We start from the raw sequence: 18,134 nt of genomic DNA on the forward strand, positions 1-18,134 counted from the left end.
ATGCCCTTCTGCGACAGATCGAGTGGAACCGCTTCGACGATACCGAAGTGGGCCACACACCGTTCTTGAATGAGTCGGCCTCGGCGACGATCGCGGCGCAGCTTCGCACAATCGGTGAAAGCATTCACGCCATCGGAGGACTGGATGCGGTCGACGAGGCGATCCTCCGGATCACCGAAATGAATTCCGGCTTTTCCGACCAGCGGTCGAAGCTCCTGAAAGCGCTTTGGTCTTCCATAGGCCACGATGTCGGGACGGCATGACGCTGGATGTTCCCGCCCTCGATCCTGACAGCCGTGGCCATCAACTTGCAGGCTTTGGCTTCGACGACCGGTGAATGCTTGATGTCGGGCCTTCAAGCGCATGCCTCACTGATCGTCCTTTCCGCTGTCGCCCTTCCCGGCGTTCGCAGCGTTGCCGGTGACCGTCATGCGAACGTGGTTGGCGGCTTCACGATGTTTTTCGATACGGGCTTGCGCCAACGTATCGTCGGCTTCGGCATCCCTTTCGGCTGCAGGGGAACGCCCGGCATCGTCAGCCCTGTGAGATCGCTGATCCGCGAGGCTCGGTTGCTGAGGCATAAAACGCTCCTTGCATGTTCGATTCCGTGATCCGGCAGCGAGTTCAGATCAGGCACGTCCGAGCCACATCAGGAGGAACCCTGCCAGGGGTAGGCTGAAGCCCAGCACCACCCGGATATCGAGTTCCTTGGAATGCTGTGCCATGCGCCATCGGCGACAGGCCAAGTGCTCCGACTCCATTCCCAGGATCATAAGACATAGACCAACGTACACCGGCATGGACGGCAGCGCGATTTCTCGCATGATCGCCTCATTTTGCTGGTTCTGAAGGGACAACGCCTCGCGGAGGCAATCGGGTACAGAGAAAATAACTCCAAAGGATCCTGAGGATTTCAGCTGAGATTGAGCAAGATCCTGGCGGGCATCGGGGCCGCCGGCACGCCGATGGTGGGGCGGCGCGCATGAGGTCGTCGTTGCGCGGTGCCGCGAGTACGTCGCGACAAACAAAAGCGGTCGCCGCCACCGTGCGGGCGTCCAGGCGGCAGGTACCGTCGTGAACCGAGCGTCCCGATCGGTACTTTCGGCTCGTCCTGGACTTACCGCGCAGTCTGCCAAAGGGCTGTTATCTCTCGAAATGCCGTATCGGCACTTGCCTCAGATGCCCCCTGTGATCCGAAAGATCGGATCGATTGGCGTATAACCAAATCATCCTTCATGATCGTCCAGTCGAAGCGTCCTGGCTCCGACTTGGACGGGTTGATCCGTATCGTATGCGGGTTCGGTGTGAAGGTGATCATGCCCGACATATAGGGCCTCGGCGCGTACAGCGTTCAAGGCGTGATCGAGCCGGCGGATCGCCGAGGGGCTCAAGAGGGCCGCCTGCGCCGGGCAGCGCCTTCCCGGTTCGCCGGCACTATACCAACACCGGGTACGCAGACCTATGCCGGCCCGGCCGCCTCTGCTGATCGACCGGCTGGCAACGGATCACGGGCACCTTCCCAGCAAGCCGAGCTCAGGACCGGATGGCCGGTGCGATGAACGACGCACCCATCCGCCGTGATCGGATCGGAGGACCGGCCTGCTTCGCCTTCAGCGTTCCATTAAGCGCCTGCTAACCGCCGGCCGACACCTTCGCGGGCATGTCGAAGCGTACCAAGCGGACCGCACGAGCCCTTCTCTGGATCACGTCGCTGGCCCTCTGCTGCTTTGCGGCCGTCATGCTGATGCAGATCAACCGGCCCCCGGATCAGGTGGCGAGGCGGGTGGGAGACGGAGATCCGATCACAACGGGCTCGATACCGCCCACGCCTATGCGCTGGTGTGGAGCAGCGCCATGGTGTCGGTGAAGCGTCGCCGATCGGCCTTTTGGACCGGAGGAATATCCGAGGTGCCCGGCTGCGCATTCCACGCGCTTACGGGTCCACGATCGAACGGATCGAAACGAGCTTGAGCTTGGTTCTTCCATTCTCCGGTCGACCGACGGGAGAAGGCTGTCGCTTCTGGCGGCATGCGAGGAGAACCATCTCGCGCTCATCCATCATTGCCGCCGCCCTGTTCGCCGCGCTCGGCGCAGCGTCGCTCTCCACGTCCGCCTCCGCTGCACCGATGGGCCCGTCCGCCGCTGTGGCCGCACCCGCCGAGCTGGTGACGAATGTCCGCATGGAGCGCCGGATGATGCATCGTCGTATGATGCGCCGGCCGATGATGCGCCACCGCATGCATCGTCGGGGCATGATGCGCCACGGCATGTAAACCAGTTCGGGCCCGTATGGCCTTGACGAGGCTCAGCCCGCCCGGCACCGCCGCGGCGGGCTTCGCTCTTTGGAACGTCGCGTGAGGGCCATCCGTTTGGCCTGCGAGCGCCCCGCTTTGGTGCGCCCGAGACGTCTAGGAACTTCTATGAGCATCGGCACCGTTAAGTGGTTCAACGAGACCAAGGGCTACGGCTTCATCGAGCCGAATGACGGCGGCAAGGATGTGTTCGTTCACATCTCGGCCGTCGAGCGCGCCGGGATGCAAAACCTGGTCGAGGGCCAGAAGGTCTCTTACGAGGAAGAGACCGACAAGCGCAGCGGCAAGCTGTCTGCCGGCAATCTGAAGGCAGCCTAAAACTGTCCCGTCCGGGGGATGGGCAAAGCACCTGAAAAGCCCGCCTCCGGCAGAGTCGGCGCCCCGAACCTACAGCGCTTGGGTGCGCTGATCGGGGCGCATCAGGGTCGCCTTACGGTCGGACACCTTCCACACCGGCAACGACCCTTCGCGGACGAACATAGCGAACGCCTCGGTCGCTTCCGCACTCCCGATAGCACCCGCTCCTTCCACGGCGCGACCCACGACGCAGGCCCCTTCAAGACCATTCGCGCAAGGCGCACTGCCCTCGATCGCGAAGATCACCCCTGATCGGTCTGGCCTCAGCGCGTTCGGCAATGCGCCGATCTTGCGCCAGAGACAGTACCACCGCACGCACACCTCAGGGCGATCCTGATAGATCCCGCACGCCGTCCCAGTGCTATGCCGACAGAGGACGCCCGCAGGCTTGGCAAGCACCTCGATCGCGGGAACCCGGCAGCAAGCCGTGCACGGTCCGCATGTTCGGCCTGGAACAAGGGCACCTACGGCCGGTGTGGTCGGGTGGTGCTTCGGGGTCAAATCGTTCCGTTCCCGATGCGGTGCGTGAAGGTCTGCGATCCGATCGAGGATCACGTCGGGCAGCTTCTGAGCTACGCGCTGAGAATGCAGGCCCACCTCCGCGAGGCCGTGGCTCACCCCGCGCGGCAAGCCTCATGGAGACCCTCGCAGCGTCGACTTAGCGGGACCTGCGGTCGTGTCGACCCGGCGGGTGGTTCAAAGGCTCTTGGTCGTCACCCCGAGCGCGAGCAGAGCGTAGGCGCCGATGAAGAACCACTGCCGGTTCGCGAGCACCGTGCGCCCGACCATCGGGACCTTCGTGTAGAGGCTGGCGACCGCCAGGCCGATCAGCACCGCGGAAGCGAGGAAGGTGAGTAGGCGCGGGGCGGACAAGGTCGGCATGCCGCGATTTTCACGCGCGTGCGGTTGCCAAGTCGTTACCGTGCCAGACGCTCGTCGAATCCCGGCAGGATAGCCCCAGCGACGGCGTCGTCGAGACGCGGTGAGATCCGGGATTCCCCCCGTCCCGTGAGCAGACCGGGGCGGGGCCGAACCGTACGCGTTCACGTGCCACAGGAACGAGCCCTGCAGCGATCGGTTTGCCCTGCTCATCCGGCGGGGGCGTATCGATCCGCCCCCTGGAACGACAGGAGAGCGACGATGGCGAATGCAGGCAAGCACGGCATGCACCCTGGAAGCCAGGGCAAGGGATCGGGCTCGGGAGCGATGACCGAGTTGCCGGAAGGCGTGATCGAGGACAACGCGGTGCTCAGCAATCGCGACAAGGCCCAGCATGGGGATGAGCGCGGCCTGGACAGCAAGACCGTGCAGACCGAGCAGTACCAGGATCACTCGGCCAATCGGCTGGGGGATGACAAGGACCAAGCGCAGGGCGGCGGCGACGCCGGAAATCCCTAGGCTCGCGACAACCCGCCCGGTCCATCGGGCGGGTTTCCCGTACCGTTATCCGCCCCGCAGGCTCTCGGCGAGATCCTCCGGCACCTCGCCGAACTGCCCAGGAGCGTTGCGCCTTCCAGCTCGCCGGTCTCGTCGGCGGCGTTCTTGAACACGCCGCCTATACCAGCACCTCACCCGTACCCGTCATCTCGACGAGCACATTTCCGAGGTAGGCTCCCAGGCGCTTCAGGGCGCCCCGATCCGGGGCGTCGATCCAGAAACCGATAAGGGCAGGCTTACCGTCCAGACGACGCAGCACCGACTCGGCCATCAGAGCCGCCTCCCGCTCGGTCGAGGCGAACAGGGTACGCTGAGCGCCGGCCGCTAAGATCGTGATTTCGAAGGGGGTGACGCTTGGCATACCAAGCCAACGTGTTGCGTTGCAAAATCGTTGCGTGCCGGACCCCATGACGGTTGGCAGCGTTCTGCTGACCCGTGCCGACCTTGAGGCCGTGCGGACTTGGGGCACGAAGTTCGAGATGCGGACGCCGCGCCCCACGACGCAGGTCGGCGCGCTGCCGATCGCGGTGGCCGGCTGATTGAGCGCCCGCCTCTCGATCGAGGGCGAACCTCTTACGCCGGGACGGCCTGGATCACGTTGCGCAGGGTGCCGAGGCCGACGATTTCCGTCTCCATCACATCGCCCGGCTTGAGGAATTCGGGCGGCTTGCGCGCGTTGCCGATGCCGGGGGGCGTGCCGGTGGCGATGATGTCGCCGGGCACGAGGGTGAGGCCGTGCGACAGCTCGGCGATGATGCGGGCGACCTTGAAGTACATCTGAGCGGTCGAGGCGTCCTGTTTCACCACGCCGTTGACGCGGGTCAGCAGACGGAGATTCGAGGGATCGAGGTCGGATGCAGGCACGATCCACGGGCCGATCGGTCCGTACCCGTCCAGGCTCTTCCCCTTGAACCACTGCCCGCCGTGCAGCTTGATCTGCATGTCGCGCGCCGTGGTGTCGTTGATGACGCTGTAGCCGAACACGTGGGCCATCGCGTCGGCTTCTGTGATGTTGCGTCCGCCCGTGCCGATGATGACGGCGAGCTCGACCTCCCAGTCGATCGCCGTCGACACCGAAGCATCGTAGGGGATCGGGTCGTAGGGGCCGTTGATCGTGTTGACGCCCTTGGTGAAGAACACGGGATGGGCGGGGTACTCGGCGTTCGTCCCCCGGACGGCCTGACCCTCGGCGAAGTGCTCCAGGTAGTTCCAGCCGACCGCGTAGATGTTGCGCGTCGGTGCCGGGATCGGCGCCAGCAGCCGCACCGTCTCGACCTGCGGGCCATCCCCGGCGGCTGCGGCCCGGCGCACGGCATCGAGCGCGGCCGGTCCTGCCGTGATGAGCGAGACCATCTGCGCCGGATCCACGCCCGGCACTCCAACCTGCGTCAGGTCGACGACGCGCCCGTCCGAGCGGACCACACCGAGCCGCGGCGTGCTGCCCGCGTCGGGTGCGAAGGTGACGAGACGCAGAGCCTCTCCGCTCGGCGGGGGTATCGGATGCCCCGGACCCGAGGCTGGCGCCTGCGCCGAGGCTGACCCGACCAGGGCCCCGACCGCCGTCGCGGCGGCCGTGAGATGCAGGAAGTCGCGCCGAGTGCTCATCGATGGTCCTCCGCAGCGCTCGCCCTTCATCGGGGCAAGTCGCGCGAGCGAATTTTGAATTCATATGATGCGGGATGCAATCGGGCTCGCGCAGCGTGCCTTGCTCTTTCGCGCTTTGGCGGCGCACGATGTCGGGATGTGCAACCTCTACAGCCTCGACAGGGGCCAGGACGCGATCCGCAAGGCCTTCGGGGTCGAGCGCGACGAGACCGGCAACCTGCCGCCGCTGCCGGCGATCTTCCCCGACCAGATGGCGCCGGTGATGCGTTTGGCCGAGGGCGAGCGCGCGTTGGCGATGATGCGCTGGGGCTTCCCCTCGCCGTCGAGCAAGGGGCCGCAGCACCCGGTCACGAACGTGCGGAACGTGAGGTCGCCCTACTGGCGCCCGTGGCTGAAGCCGGAGCAGCGCTGCCTCGTGCCGGTGTCCTCGTTCAGCGAGTACGCGGACACCAAGCCGCGCAAGACGCCGGTGTGGTTCGCGCTCGACGAGGACCGGCCGCTGTTCGCCTTCGCCGGGATCTGGCGACCGTGGACGGGCGTGCGCGGCCCGAAGCGCGACGAGCCCGTCGAGGAGGAACACCGGCTCTACGCCTTCCTCACGACGGAGGCGAACGGCGTCGTCGGGCCGGTGCATCCGAAGGCGATGCCGGCGCTGCTGACCACGCCGGAGGAGTGGCGCACGTGGCTGGAGGCGCCGGTGGAGGAGGCATTGCAGCTTCAGCGGGCGCTGCCGGACGAGGCCATGCGCGAGGTCGCCCGCGGCAAGCGGAGCGATGGGACTTAGGCCCCGGATCGACGGTGCGTGATGCGCTTACTGCGCGTCGTCGGTGCCAACCATTCGCATGGTGGCGCCAAGCCGACCCCGATCGAGCCCCTTCGCGACGTAGCGCTCATCCACCCGGGCAACCCGCATCGGCGCCGGAGCACGCCCGACGACGTTCAGATTGCTCCGCACAGCCCGCTCGAGCTGAGATCGCACCGCGCCGTCGGCCAGGATCGCAAGGCCGCCCACGGTCGCGACAGCGAGGACGCTGCGGGTGATGATCGAGGTCAACGTGAGCATGTGAGGCACCTAAAGGATGCCTCACGGTAACCGAAGGGCTCCGCTGTGGCTGCTACAGCCACGCCACAGCCAGCACAAAAAGCGAACGGGCCCTACGCGAGAGGGAGCGTGTTCGCGGGCTTCAGTAGGCGCGTGACCGAGGCGGCGGGGGCGGGCCGTCATCGTCGTCGTCATCCGGCGGAGGCGGCCCCCGCCGACGCGGCGGAGGCAGCGGCCTGTCGTCATCGAAGTCCGGCGGGGGCGGTCGGTAGCGGTGTGGCGGCGGCCCGTCATAGTCCTCATCCGATGGAGGCGGAGGGCGCCGATCGTCGTAGGGTTGAGCCGTGGCGCCGGCCGCCGCGAGGACGAACAGAGCAGCGCCGGTGAGACGTGCGCGCATGAACTCTCCATGGAGCGAGACCGCGCGAGCGGTGGCCCAGCTTTCACTTCGACCTGCCAGTTTCGGCTAGGGGGTCGCTCCTTGGCGTGCCGCCGCGATCAGCCGGTCTCCGTCCTCGCGCAGCAGCAGGCGATCCGAGACGAGAGCATCGACCGACTTCGCGACAGCCGCGACGTAGGCGTCCGGCTCGGCGTAGCGCTCCTCCAGGGACGGGCGGGGGTCGCCGGCGGCCGTCCGTTCGGCCCGTGTGCGTGCGAAGGGGATCTCGCTGCCCTCACGATCGCACAGGGCGCCGGCCGGGAACGGGTCGGCATACAGGTTCCAGCCGGTGAAGGTCGCGCGGGGGGCTGCGACGGCGGGTAGGCGGATGCCCGCCACGTCGTTGCCGTCCGCGTCGACCCGCGGCACCAGCGGGCGGTACTGCGGCCCGGTCTCGGGGCGGGGATCGACGTAGGTGCCGAACCGCGCGATCGCGTTCGGCGTCGTCGGGACCGGGATGCCGACCAGGAACGGAAAGCCGATCTCGGCGGCGTCCACCAGCGTGCCGTCCGACAACCGCGGGACACGGCTGTCCGGCGGGGCCTTGCCCGCGGTCACCCATTCCTCGAGCGCGACCAGCAGCGCCCGCAGGGCCGGCGCCGGGTTCAGGGTGCTGCGCAGGTTCGCGCACGCCCCCTTGGTCGAGGTCAGACCGGCGCGCCCGTAGTGAAAGCCGCTGGAGACCAGGAAGGCGCGCGACGTCCCGGGCAGCGCCACGTCGGTCCGGCCGAGCGGATCCGTCGTGAGCATCGAGGCGCCCTTCTGCCAGTACTCGGTCCCGGTGTTCACCTCGATCAGGAGCGGATCGAAGCCGTCGCCGCGCAGCAGCGCGCCGGTTCGGCCGGTGACCGGATCGTGCTGCCGTGCGGTCGAGAACGGAAAGGCGTTCTCGGGATAGAGGTGGTCCTCGTGCTGCGTGTTGGTGCGGGAGGGCTGCCCGAACCGGGCGTTGAGGAAGATGCCGCCGACGCCCGCGATGTGCGAGAGCATGCCGTCGAAGACGCGGCGGCCGGCTTCGTCACGGTTGAAGCCCTGGTAGACGAAGTCGCGCAGGTAGCGCCCGCTCTGCGAGATGCCGAGGGCGACGGCATGGCGGATGGTGCCGCCGGCCGGGTTCGCGCCGTCGGCGGCACCACCGCGCAGATAAGCCACCACGTCCCGCGTCGCGGCGAAGCCGATGCCGAGCACCTTCGGTTCGGTGGCCGGGTAGGTGAACTCGTAGAGCGATCCCGGCAGGGGCTTGGTACCCTTGGGCAGCAACTCCAGCTGTCGCGGCGTGGCGTAGTGCCAGGCTTCGGCCGGGACCGGGCGAGGCGGATCGCCCTCGCGCCGGCGAACGGTGAGCCGCGCGTCGGCCTTGTCCGGGCCGGCGGTCTTGAAGGTGAGGTAGAACGGGGCCTCGGGCGGCCCGCGCGTCGCGCTGACGAGCTCGTCGCGCACCGTCTCGACGATCGGCGTGCCGTTGCGGCCGGCGACCGGAACGTCGATGGCCATGCCGCCCTGCTGGCGCAGCGCGTCCGCCTCCCAGCCCGACCAGACGATCGTGTCGCCGCGGCGCAGGACGAGGCCGGTGCCGGCGTCGGTGGCGGTGCGCGGATCGTTGACGGCCTGGGCCGCCTGGGCCGGCGCGTCGAGCACCCAGTTGAACAGGAACTTGCGACCGCGGTTCAGCACCTCGAACAGCAGCGTGCCGCTGCCGCGGGCCGGATCCTTCGGGCGCAGCATGAACAGGTCGGTCTGGTACGCGACCATGCCGCGCGCGTTGCGGGGCGCGAGCGCGATGTCGACGATGCCGGCATTGGCCGGGTCCGCCGGGTCCAGCTCGCCGCGCGCCGTGCCGATGACGCGCTCGTAGGCGCCGGCCGCACCGAACGCGCCCCCGTCGGCGAAGGGCTCGACCGTCGTGATATCGATGCCCACGATGCGGGATTGCGCAGGCGCGACGCCCAGGGCGCAGCCGAGCACGGCGATGATGACGCCACTGGTTCGCATGGTCACTCCCGAGGTCCGGCTCTACGAAGGCCGGTACCATCAGCAATCACATGGAGGCGTGAGCGTCGAGAGGGATGGCTCCTCGACAGATGTCGCCCCCGCCGACCTGTCAGGTGCGGTATCGTCCTCGGGCTTGGGGCGACGACGGTCCGCAACGCGCCATCGCACCCCGCAAGCCACGATGAGGGGGCGTTCCGTGCATCTGACGGCTACGGCTCGGCCGCGCTGCCGACGGGACTGAAGTCGCCCCGGCGCTTCCGGACGGCCTGCGACGCGTCGAGATGCGAGAGCGGACGCCGAACCTCCACCGCGTGGTCGTCGTCGAGCGGGCCCGGGACGATCTCGATCGTCGCGTCCGGGAACGCTGCCAGGATGGCTGCAAGGATGGCTGCTGAATTGTCTCCAGGCGCTCCGATCGATCGGCTGGGGGCTCCGCAAGGGCTCGCTCGATAATCCGGATCATGCCGCACGATGGTACGGCCGGCGGGGTGGAGGCGCGGGCCGGGCGGCACAACGCGGCGTTCGGCCCTGCCGTACCCGCCTCGTCGATCGCCATTCACGCGCGCCACGCGACATGCAGGCGCTCAGTCGCCTCGTCCCTTGCTTTCGACCCGCAGCCAGCTGTGCCAGGCGCAGCCTTGGACCCCCTTCGGGAAGAACGCCCCCCGCTGCAGGTTGCCGTGCTCGCGCCGGATCCGGCCGACGCGGTAGCGATCCGCATCGCGGGCGATGAGGTCGCAGTCGCTGTCGGGCTGCGTGCGGGAGCCGATGGGGCTACTCACGCCAGCCTCGCGTACCCCTCTCGGCCGCGAGCATCCCGAGGAAGCCCGACCTGATCGGGTAGAGCGGGACAAAGCCGTGGCGGCGGGTGCTGCAATCTGAGGGCGCGTCGGGCGATGACGATCGTCACACGCTGCAGGGCGTGCGAGGTCTCGACGCAGTATTCAGACGCTCAACCAGAAGATGGAAAGCGACCCGCAAATCGAGTACGCCGATGCTCGCCCTACTCCCTGAACAGCGCTTCATTGGATCTCAGGGCGAGTAGACCTGCGGCCCGCCTCCCTCGCGAGAGGCGATCTCCTCGAGGAAAAGAAGCAGCGTCATGAGCGTTGTTCGGCATTCTTCGTTCTCGACCGATGACTTGCCTGAGCGCGATCGCTTCGACGCGTGGCGGACCTTGTTCAGCGCTCACGATCTGGATGCGGACCCGCACGGCTTCTCTGCTCGCATCGACACCACACAGATCGGTCCGGTCCTGCTGCACGTCATGAACGCGTCGCCTCAGAGGACAGGCCGCACGCGATCTAAGATCAGGCAGGATGGCCAGGAGCGGTTCACCCTGCTGCTGAGCCAGCACACCTACGCGATCGAGTCGGATCACGGCACCCAAAAAGTTCCGCCCGGTGCTTTCACCCTCAACGACCTCTCGCAGCCTTATCGACGCAGCCGAGTTCGCGAAACAAACTCACTAATCGTGAGCCTCGCGCGCGACAGCGTCGCTCGCCTGCTTCCTAACGAAGAAACGCTGCATGGGGCGATCCTCGCTGGTCCAACGGCCTGCCTGCTTGCCGAACATCTCCGCGGCTTGGTCGCGCATCGGCACACGATAGGGACGGACCAGGCGCTCGACATTGCGCAGGCCACGCTCCACTTGCTTGCAGCCACAGCCCGGCCCGACCGGGATCGGCAGGCGATGGCAAGTGCCCCGGCAAGCATGGCCCGGTTGTCCGCCTCGAAACGGTACATCCGCAGCAACCTTGCCAAGGCGCTGACGGTCGAGCAGATCGCATCGGCTGTCGGTTTGTCTCGGACCCGATTGTACCACCTGTTCGAACCTGAAGGCGGGGTAGCCCGCTATCTGATGCAGCAACGTCTCGCTGCCGTGAGGGCGGCTTTGGATGATCCGCAGGAGGGCCGAAATATCGGCGTGATCAGTGAAGCCTACGGGTTCGGTAATTTCAGCCACTTCAGCCGAACCTTCCGGGAGGCTTACGGCCAGAGCCCTCGGGACTACCGCGCGTCACGCAAAACATCTGGAGAGCTAGAATTCCCTAGTTCACCGGCTGCAGCAACATGGATGCGAGCGCTCGGCTAAGTCGCTCGCGGGGCCGTCGGCCGCGCCAGCAGGATCGCGGTTCGCACCATGCCGCGCCGAAAATTCCCGGATGCGCCGGGCTCGGCGACCGCCTTCCGCGATGGCTCATGGTCCTTCACCGCGGCGGCCGGGTCCACCGTGTGCCCGCTCGCGAACCGGAACAGGCTGACGGTCGGGTCGCGCATGGGGTGATCGTCGTGGCAGGCGGGAGCGGACGCTACCAAGGCGATGTCGGTGCGGGGGCCGCCGAAAATAACCCTTCCGCCTCAATGACCCCCCCTCCCCCCCAGGTGCGGGGCAAACAGTCTCGATGATAAAGGGTTGTTTGAGAACGGCTCGGGGAGCCATCACCTTTCCAAAACCTTGGTCTCGTTCATCGCTTCGCCCGGCGCTCCGCATCGAGCCCGAAGGTGCGGGGACAGGTCCGCGCGACCGGACCGGCGGCCGCGCCATCGCGCACATCGGCGGGAACGGCTCCATGTCCTCGAAAGCCAGCCCGCGCGCTCCGATCGGCCAGCGCGACCCTGGCCGCTCCGGGCCGCCGATGGCGGCGATGCCGGTGGGTGCGTTGCCGATCGCGAAAACCGGCTGAGGGAGCGCCTGTGCGATCTCCGGGGTGGCCGGCTCGTCGTCGCGTGCCCGCCGTGCAACCGGCGCGGCACCTACGACCTGGCGCGCCTCCGGCACCGGTTCGGCGACCACGCCGACCTCTACGACGTGTATCTGCGTCTCACCCGGACGTGCGGCCGCCGGCAGGCGGTCGGCCCCCGGGAGCCGGCCCGGTCCGGCCGGACGTGTCGCGCCATGATCGGCGTCGAGGGCGGCGACGGGCGCACGGGGTTGCCGTCCCGCACGTGACCTTTCGACGGCGATCGCGGGTCGGCCGCGGCGAGGCGGCAGAGCGGGTGAGGTCGCAACGGCCTCGAGCCGCCGAGCCTTCGGACGGGATCGGCAAGTTCGCCGCCCGAGCATGGAGGCCGCCCGACGACATGGACGGGGGCGGCGCTCCGAATGACCCCTGCGTCGCCGCCCGCCTCCTGCTGGCGACGATCCTGCGCTGGGTCGACGCCCGGGGTGATCGCGGCGGCTATGCCCGCCGTTCCGGCATCGCGGCGGCCGACAGACGAGGGCGACTTCGAGCCGGCGGGGCATCGGTGGTCCTATGACGCGTGACGCGCCGGCCGGTGCCGCATCGTCGCGCCGACGATCCGGCGTTCGTGCTCGGTTCGGGCGCCAGACCCGAGCCTGTTGCTCTCCGGGTGACGCTCAGGGCGCCCGGCGCGCGAGCCAAGCGGTTCCAAGACCGAGCGCCAACGCGCCGACGGCCCACGCGATTAGGAGGTAATTGTGCGGGTCCATCACCGGAACCCCTTCAGGAGGCTGCGTGCCGCCGAATATGGGCCGGTGCCGACCGCCAGGCAAACGCGGGACGTCTCCCCTGTGCCGACGGCGACGGACGGATCGACCGGGCCCGGCGGCCTCCGGGCGAACACGGGTGCGAGACCTCCCACGGCGAGGACCGCCACCGCGACGCCGTTCAGGCCGAGGGAGTGTCAGGCCGCCAGGGCGAGGACGGCGGTTTCCCCGCCGGTCGGGGCGACGGTGTCCTTGGCTCCGAACAGGAGTTGATAGATCGCGGCAGGGGTGCGGGCGTGACCATTGCCGTCGACGATCCGGACGTCGGCCAGGCCCGAGGCCTGCAGCGATAGGCCTTGCTCCAGAGCGTCCAACATCGAGTTGTAGTGATGCGAAAACCGTTGTGCCGATATGCGAGCGGTGACGGTGAAGTTCACGGACGCCAATCCTGACTGTCGAACTCGGCCGGCGGCCGCATGGCCGTGATCCGAGGCATCGTGATGAAGAGGAAGAGGATCGCTGGACAGGGCCGGCGCGGCTTTGAATTCGCCTCGTCGCCCGACGGCCTCCGTATCGTTGCAGATAGAGGCGGTTCGTTGACGAAAACTTAGCCCAGTATGGCAGGGACGTGTCTTTTGCGATGGGGATGCTGTCGTGACCCGGAAACCGCTGCTCGATCAGGTCGACGCCATTCAGATGGCGCGCACGTATTGCCGTCTTGTGAAAGCCGATCCCGACGCGGTCATCGCGGGCGACTTCGTCGACGCGACCGGCCAGCGGCGCCGCGTCAGCAAAGCCCGTTGGCGCTGGTATCGGGACATCGCCGAAGCGCCGGCTCCGAAGCCGCCGGAGACCGGCGCGTCGGGAGAGGCTGCCGAGGTCTGAGCTTGGCCGGAAAAGCGCCGAAGGACGCGGTTCTCACAGGCCGGTTCGGGTTTTCACGGATCGCGGCTCGGCGGACGGGCGCAGCTATGTCCTCGCTGCCATCAGGTCGTGCGTCAGGACGGTCAACTTCCCGATCAGGCCGGTGATGTCGGCCCCCTTGCACGACCACTGCGTGCCGACCGCCTCGCCATCTGCGGACACGGACACGACGGCGACCGATCGCAGCTTGCCTTCGCGAGCCAGGACGAGCTGGTCCTGCAGCACGGCGATGATCGAGGCGGTGTCCGCGTCCGCGACCGCGGCAGAGATCCGGGCGGGAAAGGGCACGACGGCGCCTGCGTTTGCCTGTTCGTTCGTGCTCATCGCGACCTCGCCTTGCCTCGCTGGATGCGCAGAGACCTGGGTGATCGCTTGGGACAGAGTGTGGCAGCTTGTCCGTGTCGGCGAACGTCGATGCCGAGTGTGGCTGCCAGAGCACGGTGCGGCTGCCGGAGCACCAACCATCCGGTCGGCCCCGCGCGACGCTTCGCCCGGCCTCGTCTCGCACATCGGCGCCGATCCGCCTTCCCGATCGCCCGATGCCGGCCGATCGGCACGACGGGCGGCCTGCTCCCCGTCGAGATCGGCCACCATGTCGGGATCGCCGTCATGCAGGCCGCGATCCGCGTGCGCGACGACCGCGTTTCCCGCGCGTCCCCATTCCATGCCGAAAGATCCGCATGACCATGACCGATCCGACGCCGGCCAGCCTGCGCGACGCGATGGCCTGCACCCTCTACGAGCACGACAGTGCGGAGATCGCCGGTGCGCCGCCCTGGATCGGCGATCGCCTGGACCGCGAGCATCCCGGGCTGCGCGCGCGCTATCTCGGGCGCGCCGATGCCCTCTTGGGCGGCCCCATCGCCGGGTTGCTCGCCCTGTTGGCGCGCCAGGGCGAGGAACGCCGGATGGTCGAGGAGGAGGTGAACGTCCTGCGCCGCCAGCGCATGGGTCCGGAGCGCGAGCGCGAACTGCTGGAAGCCAACAACCGGATGCTCGAGCGCGCCCGGGCCTCCGCGGCCGCCCAGGCCGCTGCGGAGGCGGCCCTGCCCCTGATGCAGCGCGAGCGCGACGTCGCGCGGGAAGCGGAGACCTTCTGGCAGCAATTCGCCTTCGACGCCGACGATCTGGCCACGCAGCGCCTGGTGAAGCTCACCGCGGAGCGGAACGCAGCCGAGCGCATGGCCATTCTCGAGCGCGCCCAGCGTGAACGGGTCGAGACCGCCCTGCGGCTGTTCGCGGATCGCGCCGACACGATGCCGAAGGAGGGCTGGGTCTCGGATCTGGCCGGGATGAACCGCGACATGCCGCTGTGGTGGTTCCATGCCGCGCGCGTCGCCCTGGAGCGGGCGGAGCCGAAAGCGGCGGACGATCATCCGCGGTGACGCAGGCCCCCGGCTGGGACCGGGTCGATGGCCGGGACCCGCGCCCTCTCCGTTGATGACGATCGCTCGGGTCGGCCGCTGCGAGGGGCGCCATGCGTGAGGCCGCCGGCACGCCGGGGTGCGGAACCTCCGCGAGCGTCCGGGCGCCAGGTGCCGGAAACTCGATCCCCCATCTGGAGGATGACGGCCGGTCCTGACTCGTTCACGCAGGAGGCCCGAGATCACCTTGGCCCGGCCGGAGACTTCCGCGCCGGGCCTTTTTGCGCCCCCGCCGTGCTCTCCCGGCCCCCGGTCGGAGCACGGGCGACGGCCGGAGCGTCAGCGGATTCCGCGGGGGACCGGGCCGTCGCGCCTCGCGGACGCACCGTCCTTCCCCGCGGCAAGGCCCTGGCGGCAAGGCCCTCGCGGCGAGGCGGGAACGGACGCGGCGCCGGGCCCGGTCCCGGCACGCCGCGTCAGCGTCTCAGGTCGGCGGTCCGCTTCCGGGCCGACGGGGCGGCGTTCCGGTTCTGCGCCTCGTCCATCACGTCGCCGATCTTGTCGCCGACCGCGATCACGATCGCCGTCGAGGCGGCGCCCTCGGCGGTCTCGGAATGGAAGCGGCCGAGGGTGTCGGTGAGGCGCTGCTCGATGGTGCTCAGCACCGTCCGCGCGGCCGCGGCGTTCGCGGTCATCATCACGCCGGCGAGGTCGCAATAGGCCTCGCGCAGCAGGTGGAACGCCAACCTGTCGACGGCCTGCGCGTCCTCCGGGCTCAGATCCTTCATGGGGTATCCCGTCGGCCTGCCGGCGGCGCAGGCATCGCTTCAAACGCAGGGCTTCGCTGCGAACAGCCCATCGCTTCGAACAGGGCATCGCCTCGAACGCGGCCACGGTCTCGAACGGTCGACCTTCGATCGGCCGCCCGATGCCGCCCTGCAACCGGTACGCCTGTGCGGCTAGGAAGGGAATGCGCCGGCTCCTCCGTCGCGGAATTCCGCCGCGAGGGCGTCGGAGGCCAGGTTCTTGGACTTCGCCTCGATCTCAAAATCCGCCCATTCCATGTGGCGCCCGACCAGGGCGTTCAGGGCCCTGTTCCACATCATGTCCGAGTGGGCGGCGAGGTCGCGCCAGGAATGCCCGGCCTCGGTCAGCGCGGCGAAGTCGGGCAGCGCGTCGCGGTCGTGCTCCGGCAGCACCGTCTCGCGCGAGACGCTGACATGGGCGAGCGGCCGCACCCCGCGCCAGGACGCGCGCACGCGCTCGACCCGCGGATCCTCCGGCGCGATGTACTCGCCGCGGCTCTCAACCCAGTGATGATGCAGGTCGAGCACCACCGGCACGCTGTCGGCGAGCGCCAGCACCGCGTCGAGCCCGAAGGCGTTCTCGTCGTTCTCGACGGTGATGAGGTCGCGCGCCGTCTGCGACAGGCGCGGCAGGGCGGCGCGGAAGCCGTCGGTGCCGGGGTCGCGGGCGCCGACATGGATGTTGATGTGGGCCCCGTGCGGGTGCCAGCCGCCGCCGTAGCCCAGCAGCGCCATCAGCTCGGCGTGATACTCGAACTCGGCGATGCCGTTCTCGGACGCCGCCGGGTTGCGCGAGGCGATCACGCAGAACGGGCCGGGATGGAAGCTGAGACGTATGCCGGCCGCACGCGCCGCCGCGCCGCAGCGGGCGAGGCCCGCCTCCACGAGGCGGCGCATCTCGGGCTCGGCGTAGATGTCGCGCGCCACGGGATGGGTGTAGCCCGGCAGGACGTTGCTCGCCATGCGCAGCAGGCGCGCGATCGGCGGCCGCCCGGCGACCCAGGCGATCTGGCGCTCCAGCGCCCCGAGGTTGTGGCGGACCAGATTCTCGATCTTCGCGCGCCGCGCCGCCGGAGCCAGCGCCGTCAGCGAGGCCATGGTCGCGTTGGTGAGGTTCATCTGAAGCGCCGCCTCCCGGGCGGCCTTCAGGGTTTTGAAGCCCTCCGGCGGCGGCGTGAGCACGAACTTGCAGCAGAATCCGAGGCGGGGCGCATCATCGATCATGGGTCGAGAACGCCGTGCGCCCGGTTTCGTCCCACGCCGTCGACGCGCGGCCGCCGCAGGGAGGGTCGATGCCGCAGGCGCCCGGCCGGGGAAGACGGAGCCGTTTCGCGCGGTCCGGCGTTCCCTGCACGGTTCGTCGACCCGAACAGGTCCGCGACCCGCCACATCCTCTCAGCTGGAAGCCATGATGCGCGTCGCCCCGCTCGCCTTCGTCCTCGCCCTCGCGGCCGTCCCGGCTCTCGCCGCGCCCACGTCCACGCGCGGCAACGCGGACCTGAAGAAGTACTGCACCGGGGACGCGCTGAAGCTCTGCGGCGACATCGATCCGGACGATCCGGCGATGGATGCGTGCTTCAAGAAGAACCGCGGCGCGCTGACGGAGAACTGCCGCCGGGCGATCGACGCCTACGCGGGCTCCGGCGGCAAGTAAGGGCAGGTCCGGTCGAGTTCGGGCACGCCGAGCCGGGCTGCCCCGGGACCCGTGAGGGCGCCCCGTCGCGGGCGTCCGGCGGCCGGGGTGCGGGTCCTGCGTCATCCGGCCGTCACGGTGTCCGCCTAAGCGGGCGCCCTCGCCGCGCCGACGGCATCGTGTCCCGAAACCATGCCCGAGCATCTCTGCCTCGACCCGCACGACCCGTATGCGCAGCGCGAGGTCCGGGTCGCGTTCGAGCGCGTCGGATCGGGCTTCCGCCTGATCGCGGCGATCGACGACAGCGACGACGACATCCTGCCCGACCTGATCGACGCGCAGCGCGACGACCTGCTCCGCGAGATCTCCCAGGCGGACCCGCGCGCCGCCGACTGCGTCCCCCCGCCCGACACCCGGCCGTCGGCGTCGTGCTGAGGCTCGGCCGCCTCGACGATGCGGACGAGCTCGCGGCGTCGCCGCTCGGGGTGCGCGGGCGCACGAGCCGGATGCCGGCCTACATCGCCGCGAGCGTCCTTCTCGTCCTCGTCTCGGACCTGCTGATCCAGTTGCTCCTGGCCTGACCGACGCGCGGAAGCCCGCCGGCGGCCGTCGCGTCGGGCGGTCCCCGGCACCCCCGCAGCGAAAGCCGTCCGCACGCGCGGTGCTCTTTCGCCAAACCGGGATTCCCTTCGGGCCAAAGCCCACTAAGGTCGCGCGAGCCGCGAGCGCGCTGGCCGACCCGAGCCGTGCGGCGACGGCCGCGACCCGCCTC

At 68.9% G+C, this 18,134-nt stretch carries 24 protein-coding genes; 13 read left to right on the plus strand and 11 right to left on the minus strand.

Annotation, left to right across the window (positions count from 1 at the left end):
- Positions 1–47 precede the first annotated feature (47 nt).
- From ACFZ8E_RS13805 to ACFZ8E_RS13820, 4 genes are all read left to right on the plus strand, one after another.
- Positions 48–263, plus strand: a complete 216-nt coding sequence (locus tag ACFZ8E_RS13805; RefSeq protein ID WP_405042987.1) for a hypothetical protein — start codon at positions 48–50, stop codon at positions 261–263.
- Positions 264–269: 6 nt separating this feature from the next.
- Complete coding sequence (locus ACFZ8E_RS13810) at positions 270–611, plus strand: hypothetical protein (protein WP_405042988.1); 342 nt, start codon at positions 270–272, stop codon at positions 609–611.
- A 1,356-nt stretch (positions 612–1,967) separates the two neighbouring features.
- Entirely contained in the window at positions 1,968–2,273 is a 306-nt protein-coding gene (locus tag ACFZ8E_RS13815) for a hypothetical protein (RefSeq protein WP_405042989.1), read from the plus strand.
- Between the two features lie 147 nt (positions 2,274–2,420).
- Positions 2,421–2,630: a cold-shock protein gene (locus ACFZ8E_RS13820; RefSeq protein ID WP_147726454.1), complete on the plus strand. Its 210-nt coding sequence runs from the start codon at positions 2,421–2,423 to the stop codon at positions 2,628–2,630.
- Positions 2,631–3,365: 735 nt separating this feature from the next.
- Here the strand turns inward: ACFZ8E_RS13820 and ACFZ8E_RS13825 are convergent.
- Positions 3,366–3,551, minus strand: coding sequence for a hypothetical protein (locus tag ACFZ8E_RS13825; RefSeq protein WP_405042990.1), 186 nt, complete (start codon positions 3,549–3,551; stop codon positions 3,366–3,368).
- A gap of 258 nt (positions 3,552–3,809) precedes the next feature.
- Between ACFZ8E_RS13825 and ACFZ8E_RS13830 the strand changes: the two genes are divergently transcribed.
- Positions 3,810–4,067, plus strand: coding sequence for a hypothetical protein (locus tag ACFZ8E_RS13830; RefSeq protein WP_147841691.1), 258 nt, complete (start codon positions 3,810–3,812; stop codon positions 4,065–4,067).
- A gap of 157 nt (positions 4,068–4,224) precedes the next feature.
- On the opposite strand, the gene ACFZ8E_RS13835 is transcribed toward ACFZ8E_RS13830, so the two are convergent.
- The gene (locus ACFZ8E_RS13835; RefSeq protein WP_147726460.1) at positions 4,225–4,467 is read right to left on the minus strand and encodes a hypothetical protein; all 243 of its coding nucleotides are present in this window, start codon (positions 4,465–4,467) and stop codon (positions 4,225–4,227) included.
- Between the two features lie 46 nt (positions 4,468–4,513).
- On the opposite strand from ACFZ8E_RS13835, the gene ACFZ8E_RS13840 reads away from it, so the two are divergent.
- Positions 4,514–4,645: a hypothetical protein gene (locus ACFZ8E_RS13840; protein ID WP_405042991.1), complete on the plus strand. Its 132-nt coding sequence runs from the start codon at positions 4,514–4,516 to the stop codon at positions 4,643–4,645.
- Positions 4,646–4,679: 34 nt separating this feature from the next.
- On the opposite strand, the gene ACFZ8E_RS13845 is transcribed toward ACFZ8E_RS13840, so the two are convergent.
- Positions 4,680–5,711, minus strand: coding sequence for a fumarylacetoacetate hydrolase family protein (locus ACFZ8E_RS13845; RefSeq protein ID WP_147726462.1), 1,032 nt, complete (start codon positions 5,709–5,711; stop codon positions 4,680–4,682).
- Positions 5,712–5,847: 136 nt separating this feature from the next.
- Here ACFZ8E_RS13845 and ACFZ8E_RS13850 point away from each other — a divergent pair, with 136 nt between their 5' ends.
- Positions 5,848–6,495, plus strand: a complete 648-nt coding sequence (locus ACFZ8E_RS13850; protein ID WP_405042992.1) for an SOS response-associated peptidase — start codon at positions 5,848–5,850, stop codon at positions 6,493–6,495.
- A gap of 27 nt (positions 6,496–6,522) precedes the next feature.
- Here ACFZ8E_RS13850 and ACFZ8E_RS13855 read toward each other — a convergent pair whose 3' ends face one another.
- From ACFZ8E_RS13855 to ACFZ8E_RS13865, 3 genes are all read right to left on the minus strand, one after another.
- Positions 6,523–6,774 (minus strand): hypothetical protein, encoded by a 252-nt coding sequence (locus ACFZ8E_RS13855; protein ID WP_147727295.1) that lies wholly within the window; start codon positions 6,772–6,774, stop codon positions 6,523–6,525.
- 445 nt (positions 6,775–7,219) lie between these two features.
- Positions 7,220–9,184, minus strand: a complete 1,965-nt coding sequence (locus ACFZ8E_RS13860) for an alpha/beta hydrolase domain-containing protein (RefSeq protein WP_405042993.1) — start codon at positions 9,182–9,184, stop codon at positions 7,220–7,222.
- Between the two features lie 584 nt (positions 9,185–9,768).
- Complete coding sequence (locus ACFZ8E_RS13865; RefSeq protein ID WP_243988984.1) at positions 9,769–9,966, minus strand: hypothetical protein; 198 nt, start codon at positions 9,964–9,966, stop codon at positions 9,769–9,771.
- Between the two features lie 320 nt (positions 9,967–10,286).
- Between ACFZ8E_RS13865 and ACFZ8E_RS13870 the strand changes: the two genes are divergently transcribed.
- Complete coding sequence (locus ACFZ8E_RS13870) at positions 10,287–11,279, plus strand: AraC family transcriptional regulator (protein ID WP_405042995.1); 993 nt, start codon at positions 10,287–10,289, stop codon at positions 11,277–11,279.
- Here ACFZ8E_RS13870 and ACFZ8E_RS13875 read toward each other — a convergent pair.
- Together ACFZ8E_RS13875 and ACFZ8E_RS13880 are read right to left on the minus strand one after the other, a co-directional pair.
- Positions 11,276–11,464 carry a hypothetical protein gene (locus ACFZ8E_RS13875; RefSeq protein ID WP_243948867.1) on the minus strand — a complete coding sequence of 63 codons (189 nt, stop codon included), beginning with the start codon at positions 11,462–11,464 and terminating at the stop codon, positions 11,276–11,278. The genes ACFZ8E_RS13870 and ACFZ8E_RS13875 overlap by 4 nt on opposite strands.
- A 1,368-nt stretch (positions 11,465–12,832) precedes the next feature.
- Positions 12,833–13,072, minus strand: coding sequence for a hypothetical protein (locus ACFZ8E_RS13880; RefSeq protein WP_147727290.1), 240 nt, complete (start codon positions 13,070–13,072; stop codon positions 12,833–12,835).
- 217 nt (positions 13,073–13,289) lie between these two features.
- Between ACFZ8E_RS13880 and ACFZ8E_RS13885 the strand changes: the two genes are divergently transcribed.
- Positions 13,290–13,520 (plus strand): hypothetical protein, encoded by a 231-nt coding sequence (locus ACFZ8E_RS13885; protein ID WP_405042996.1) that lies wholly within the window; start codon positions 13,290–13,292, stop codon positions 13,518–13,520.
- Between the two features lie 84 nt (positions 13,521–13,604).
- On the opposite strand, the gene ACFZ8E_RS13890 is transcribed toward ACFZ8E_RS13885, so the two are convergent.
- Positions 13,605–13,883, minus strand: coding sequence for a hypothetical protein (locus ACFZ8E_RS13890; protein ID WP_147727297.1), 279 nt, complete (start codon positions 13,881–13,883; stop codon positions 13,605–13,607).
- Between the two features lie 356 nt (positions 13,884–14,239).
- On the opposite strand from ACFZ8E_RS13890, the gene ACFZ8E_RS13895 reads away from it, so the two are divergent.
- Entirely contained in the window at positions 14,240–14,944 is a 705-nt protein-coding gene (locus tag ACFZ8E_RS13895; RefSeq protein WP_187274722.1) for a hypothetical protein, read from the plus strand.
- Positions 14,945–15,399: 455 nt separating this feature from the next.
- On the opposite strand, the gene ACFZ8E_RS13900 is transcribed toward ACFZ8E_RS13895, so the two are convergent.
- The gene (locus tag ACFZ8E_RS13900; RefSeq protein ID WP_147727288.1) at positions 15,400–15,711 is read right to left on the minus strand and encodes a hypothetical protein; all 312 of its coding nucleotides are present in this window, start codon (positions 15,709–15,711) and stop codon (positions 15,400–15,402) included.
- Positions 15,712–15,882: 171 nt separating this feature from the next.
- Entirely contained in the window at positions 15,883–16,953 is a 1,071-nt protein-coding gene (locus tag ACFZ8E_RS13905) for a UV damage endonuclease UvsE (RefSeq protein ID WP_147841683.1), read from the minus strand.
- Between the two features lie 184 nt (positions 16,954–17,137).
- Between ACFZ8E_RS13905 and ACFZ8E_RS13910 the strand changes: the two genes are divergently transcribed.
- The 3 genes from ACFZ8E_RS13910 (at position 17,138) to ACFZ8E_RS13920 (ending at position 17,943) form a co-directional block, all read left to right on the plus strand.
- Complete coding sequence (locus ACFZ8E_RS13910) at positions 17,138–17,383, plus strand: 3',5'-cyclic-nucleotide phosphodiesterase (protein ID WP_147729921.1); 246 nt, start codon at positions 17,138–17,140, stop codon at positions 17,381–17,383.
- 171 nt (positions 17,384–17,554) lie between these two features.
- On the plus strand, positions 17,555–17,797 hold the full coding sequence (locus tag ACFZ8E_RS13915) for a hypothetical protein (protein ID WP_147841682.1): 243 nt from the start codon (positions 17,555–17,557) through the stop codon (positions 17,795–17,797).
- Positions 17,791–17,943, plus strand: coding sequence for a hypothetical protein (locus ACFZ8E_RS13920; protein WP_405042997.1), 153 nt, complete (start codon positions 17,791–17,793; stop codon positions 17,941–17,943). Before ACFZ8E_RS13915 ends, ACFZ8E_RS13920 begins: the two co-directional genes overlap by 7 nt.
- Positions 17,944–18,134: the final 191 nt, after the last annotated feature.

This window comes from Methylobacterium sp. HMF5984 (genome assembly GCF_045033435.1).
Taxonomy (GTDB): domain Bacteria; phylum Pseudomonadota; class Alphaproteobacteria; order Rhizobiales; family Beijerinckiaceae; genus Methylobacterium.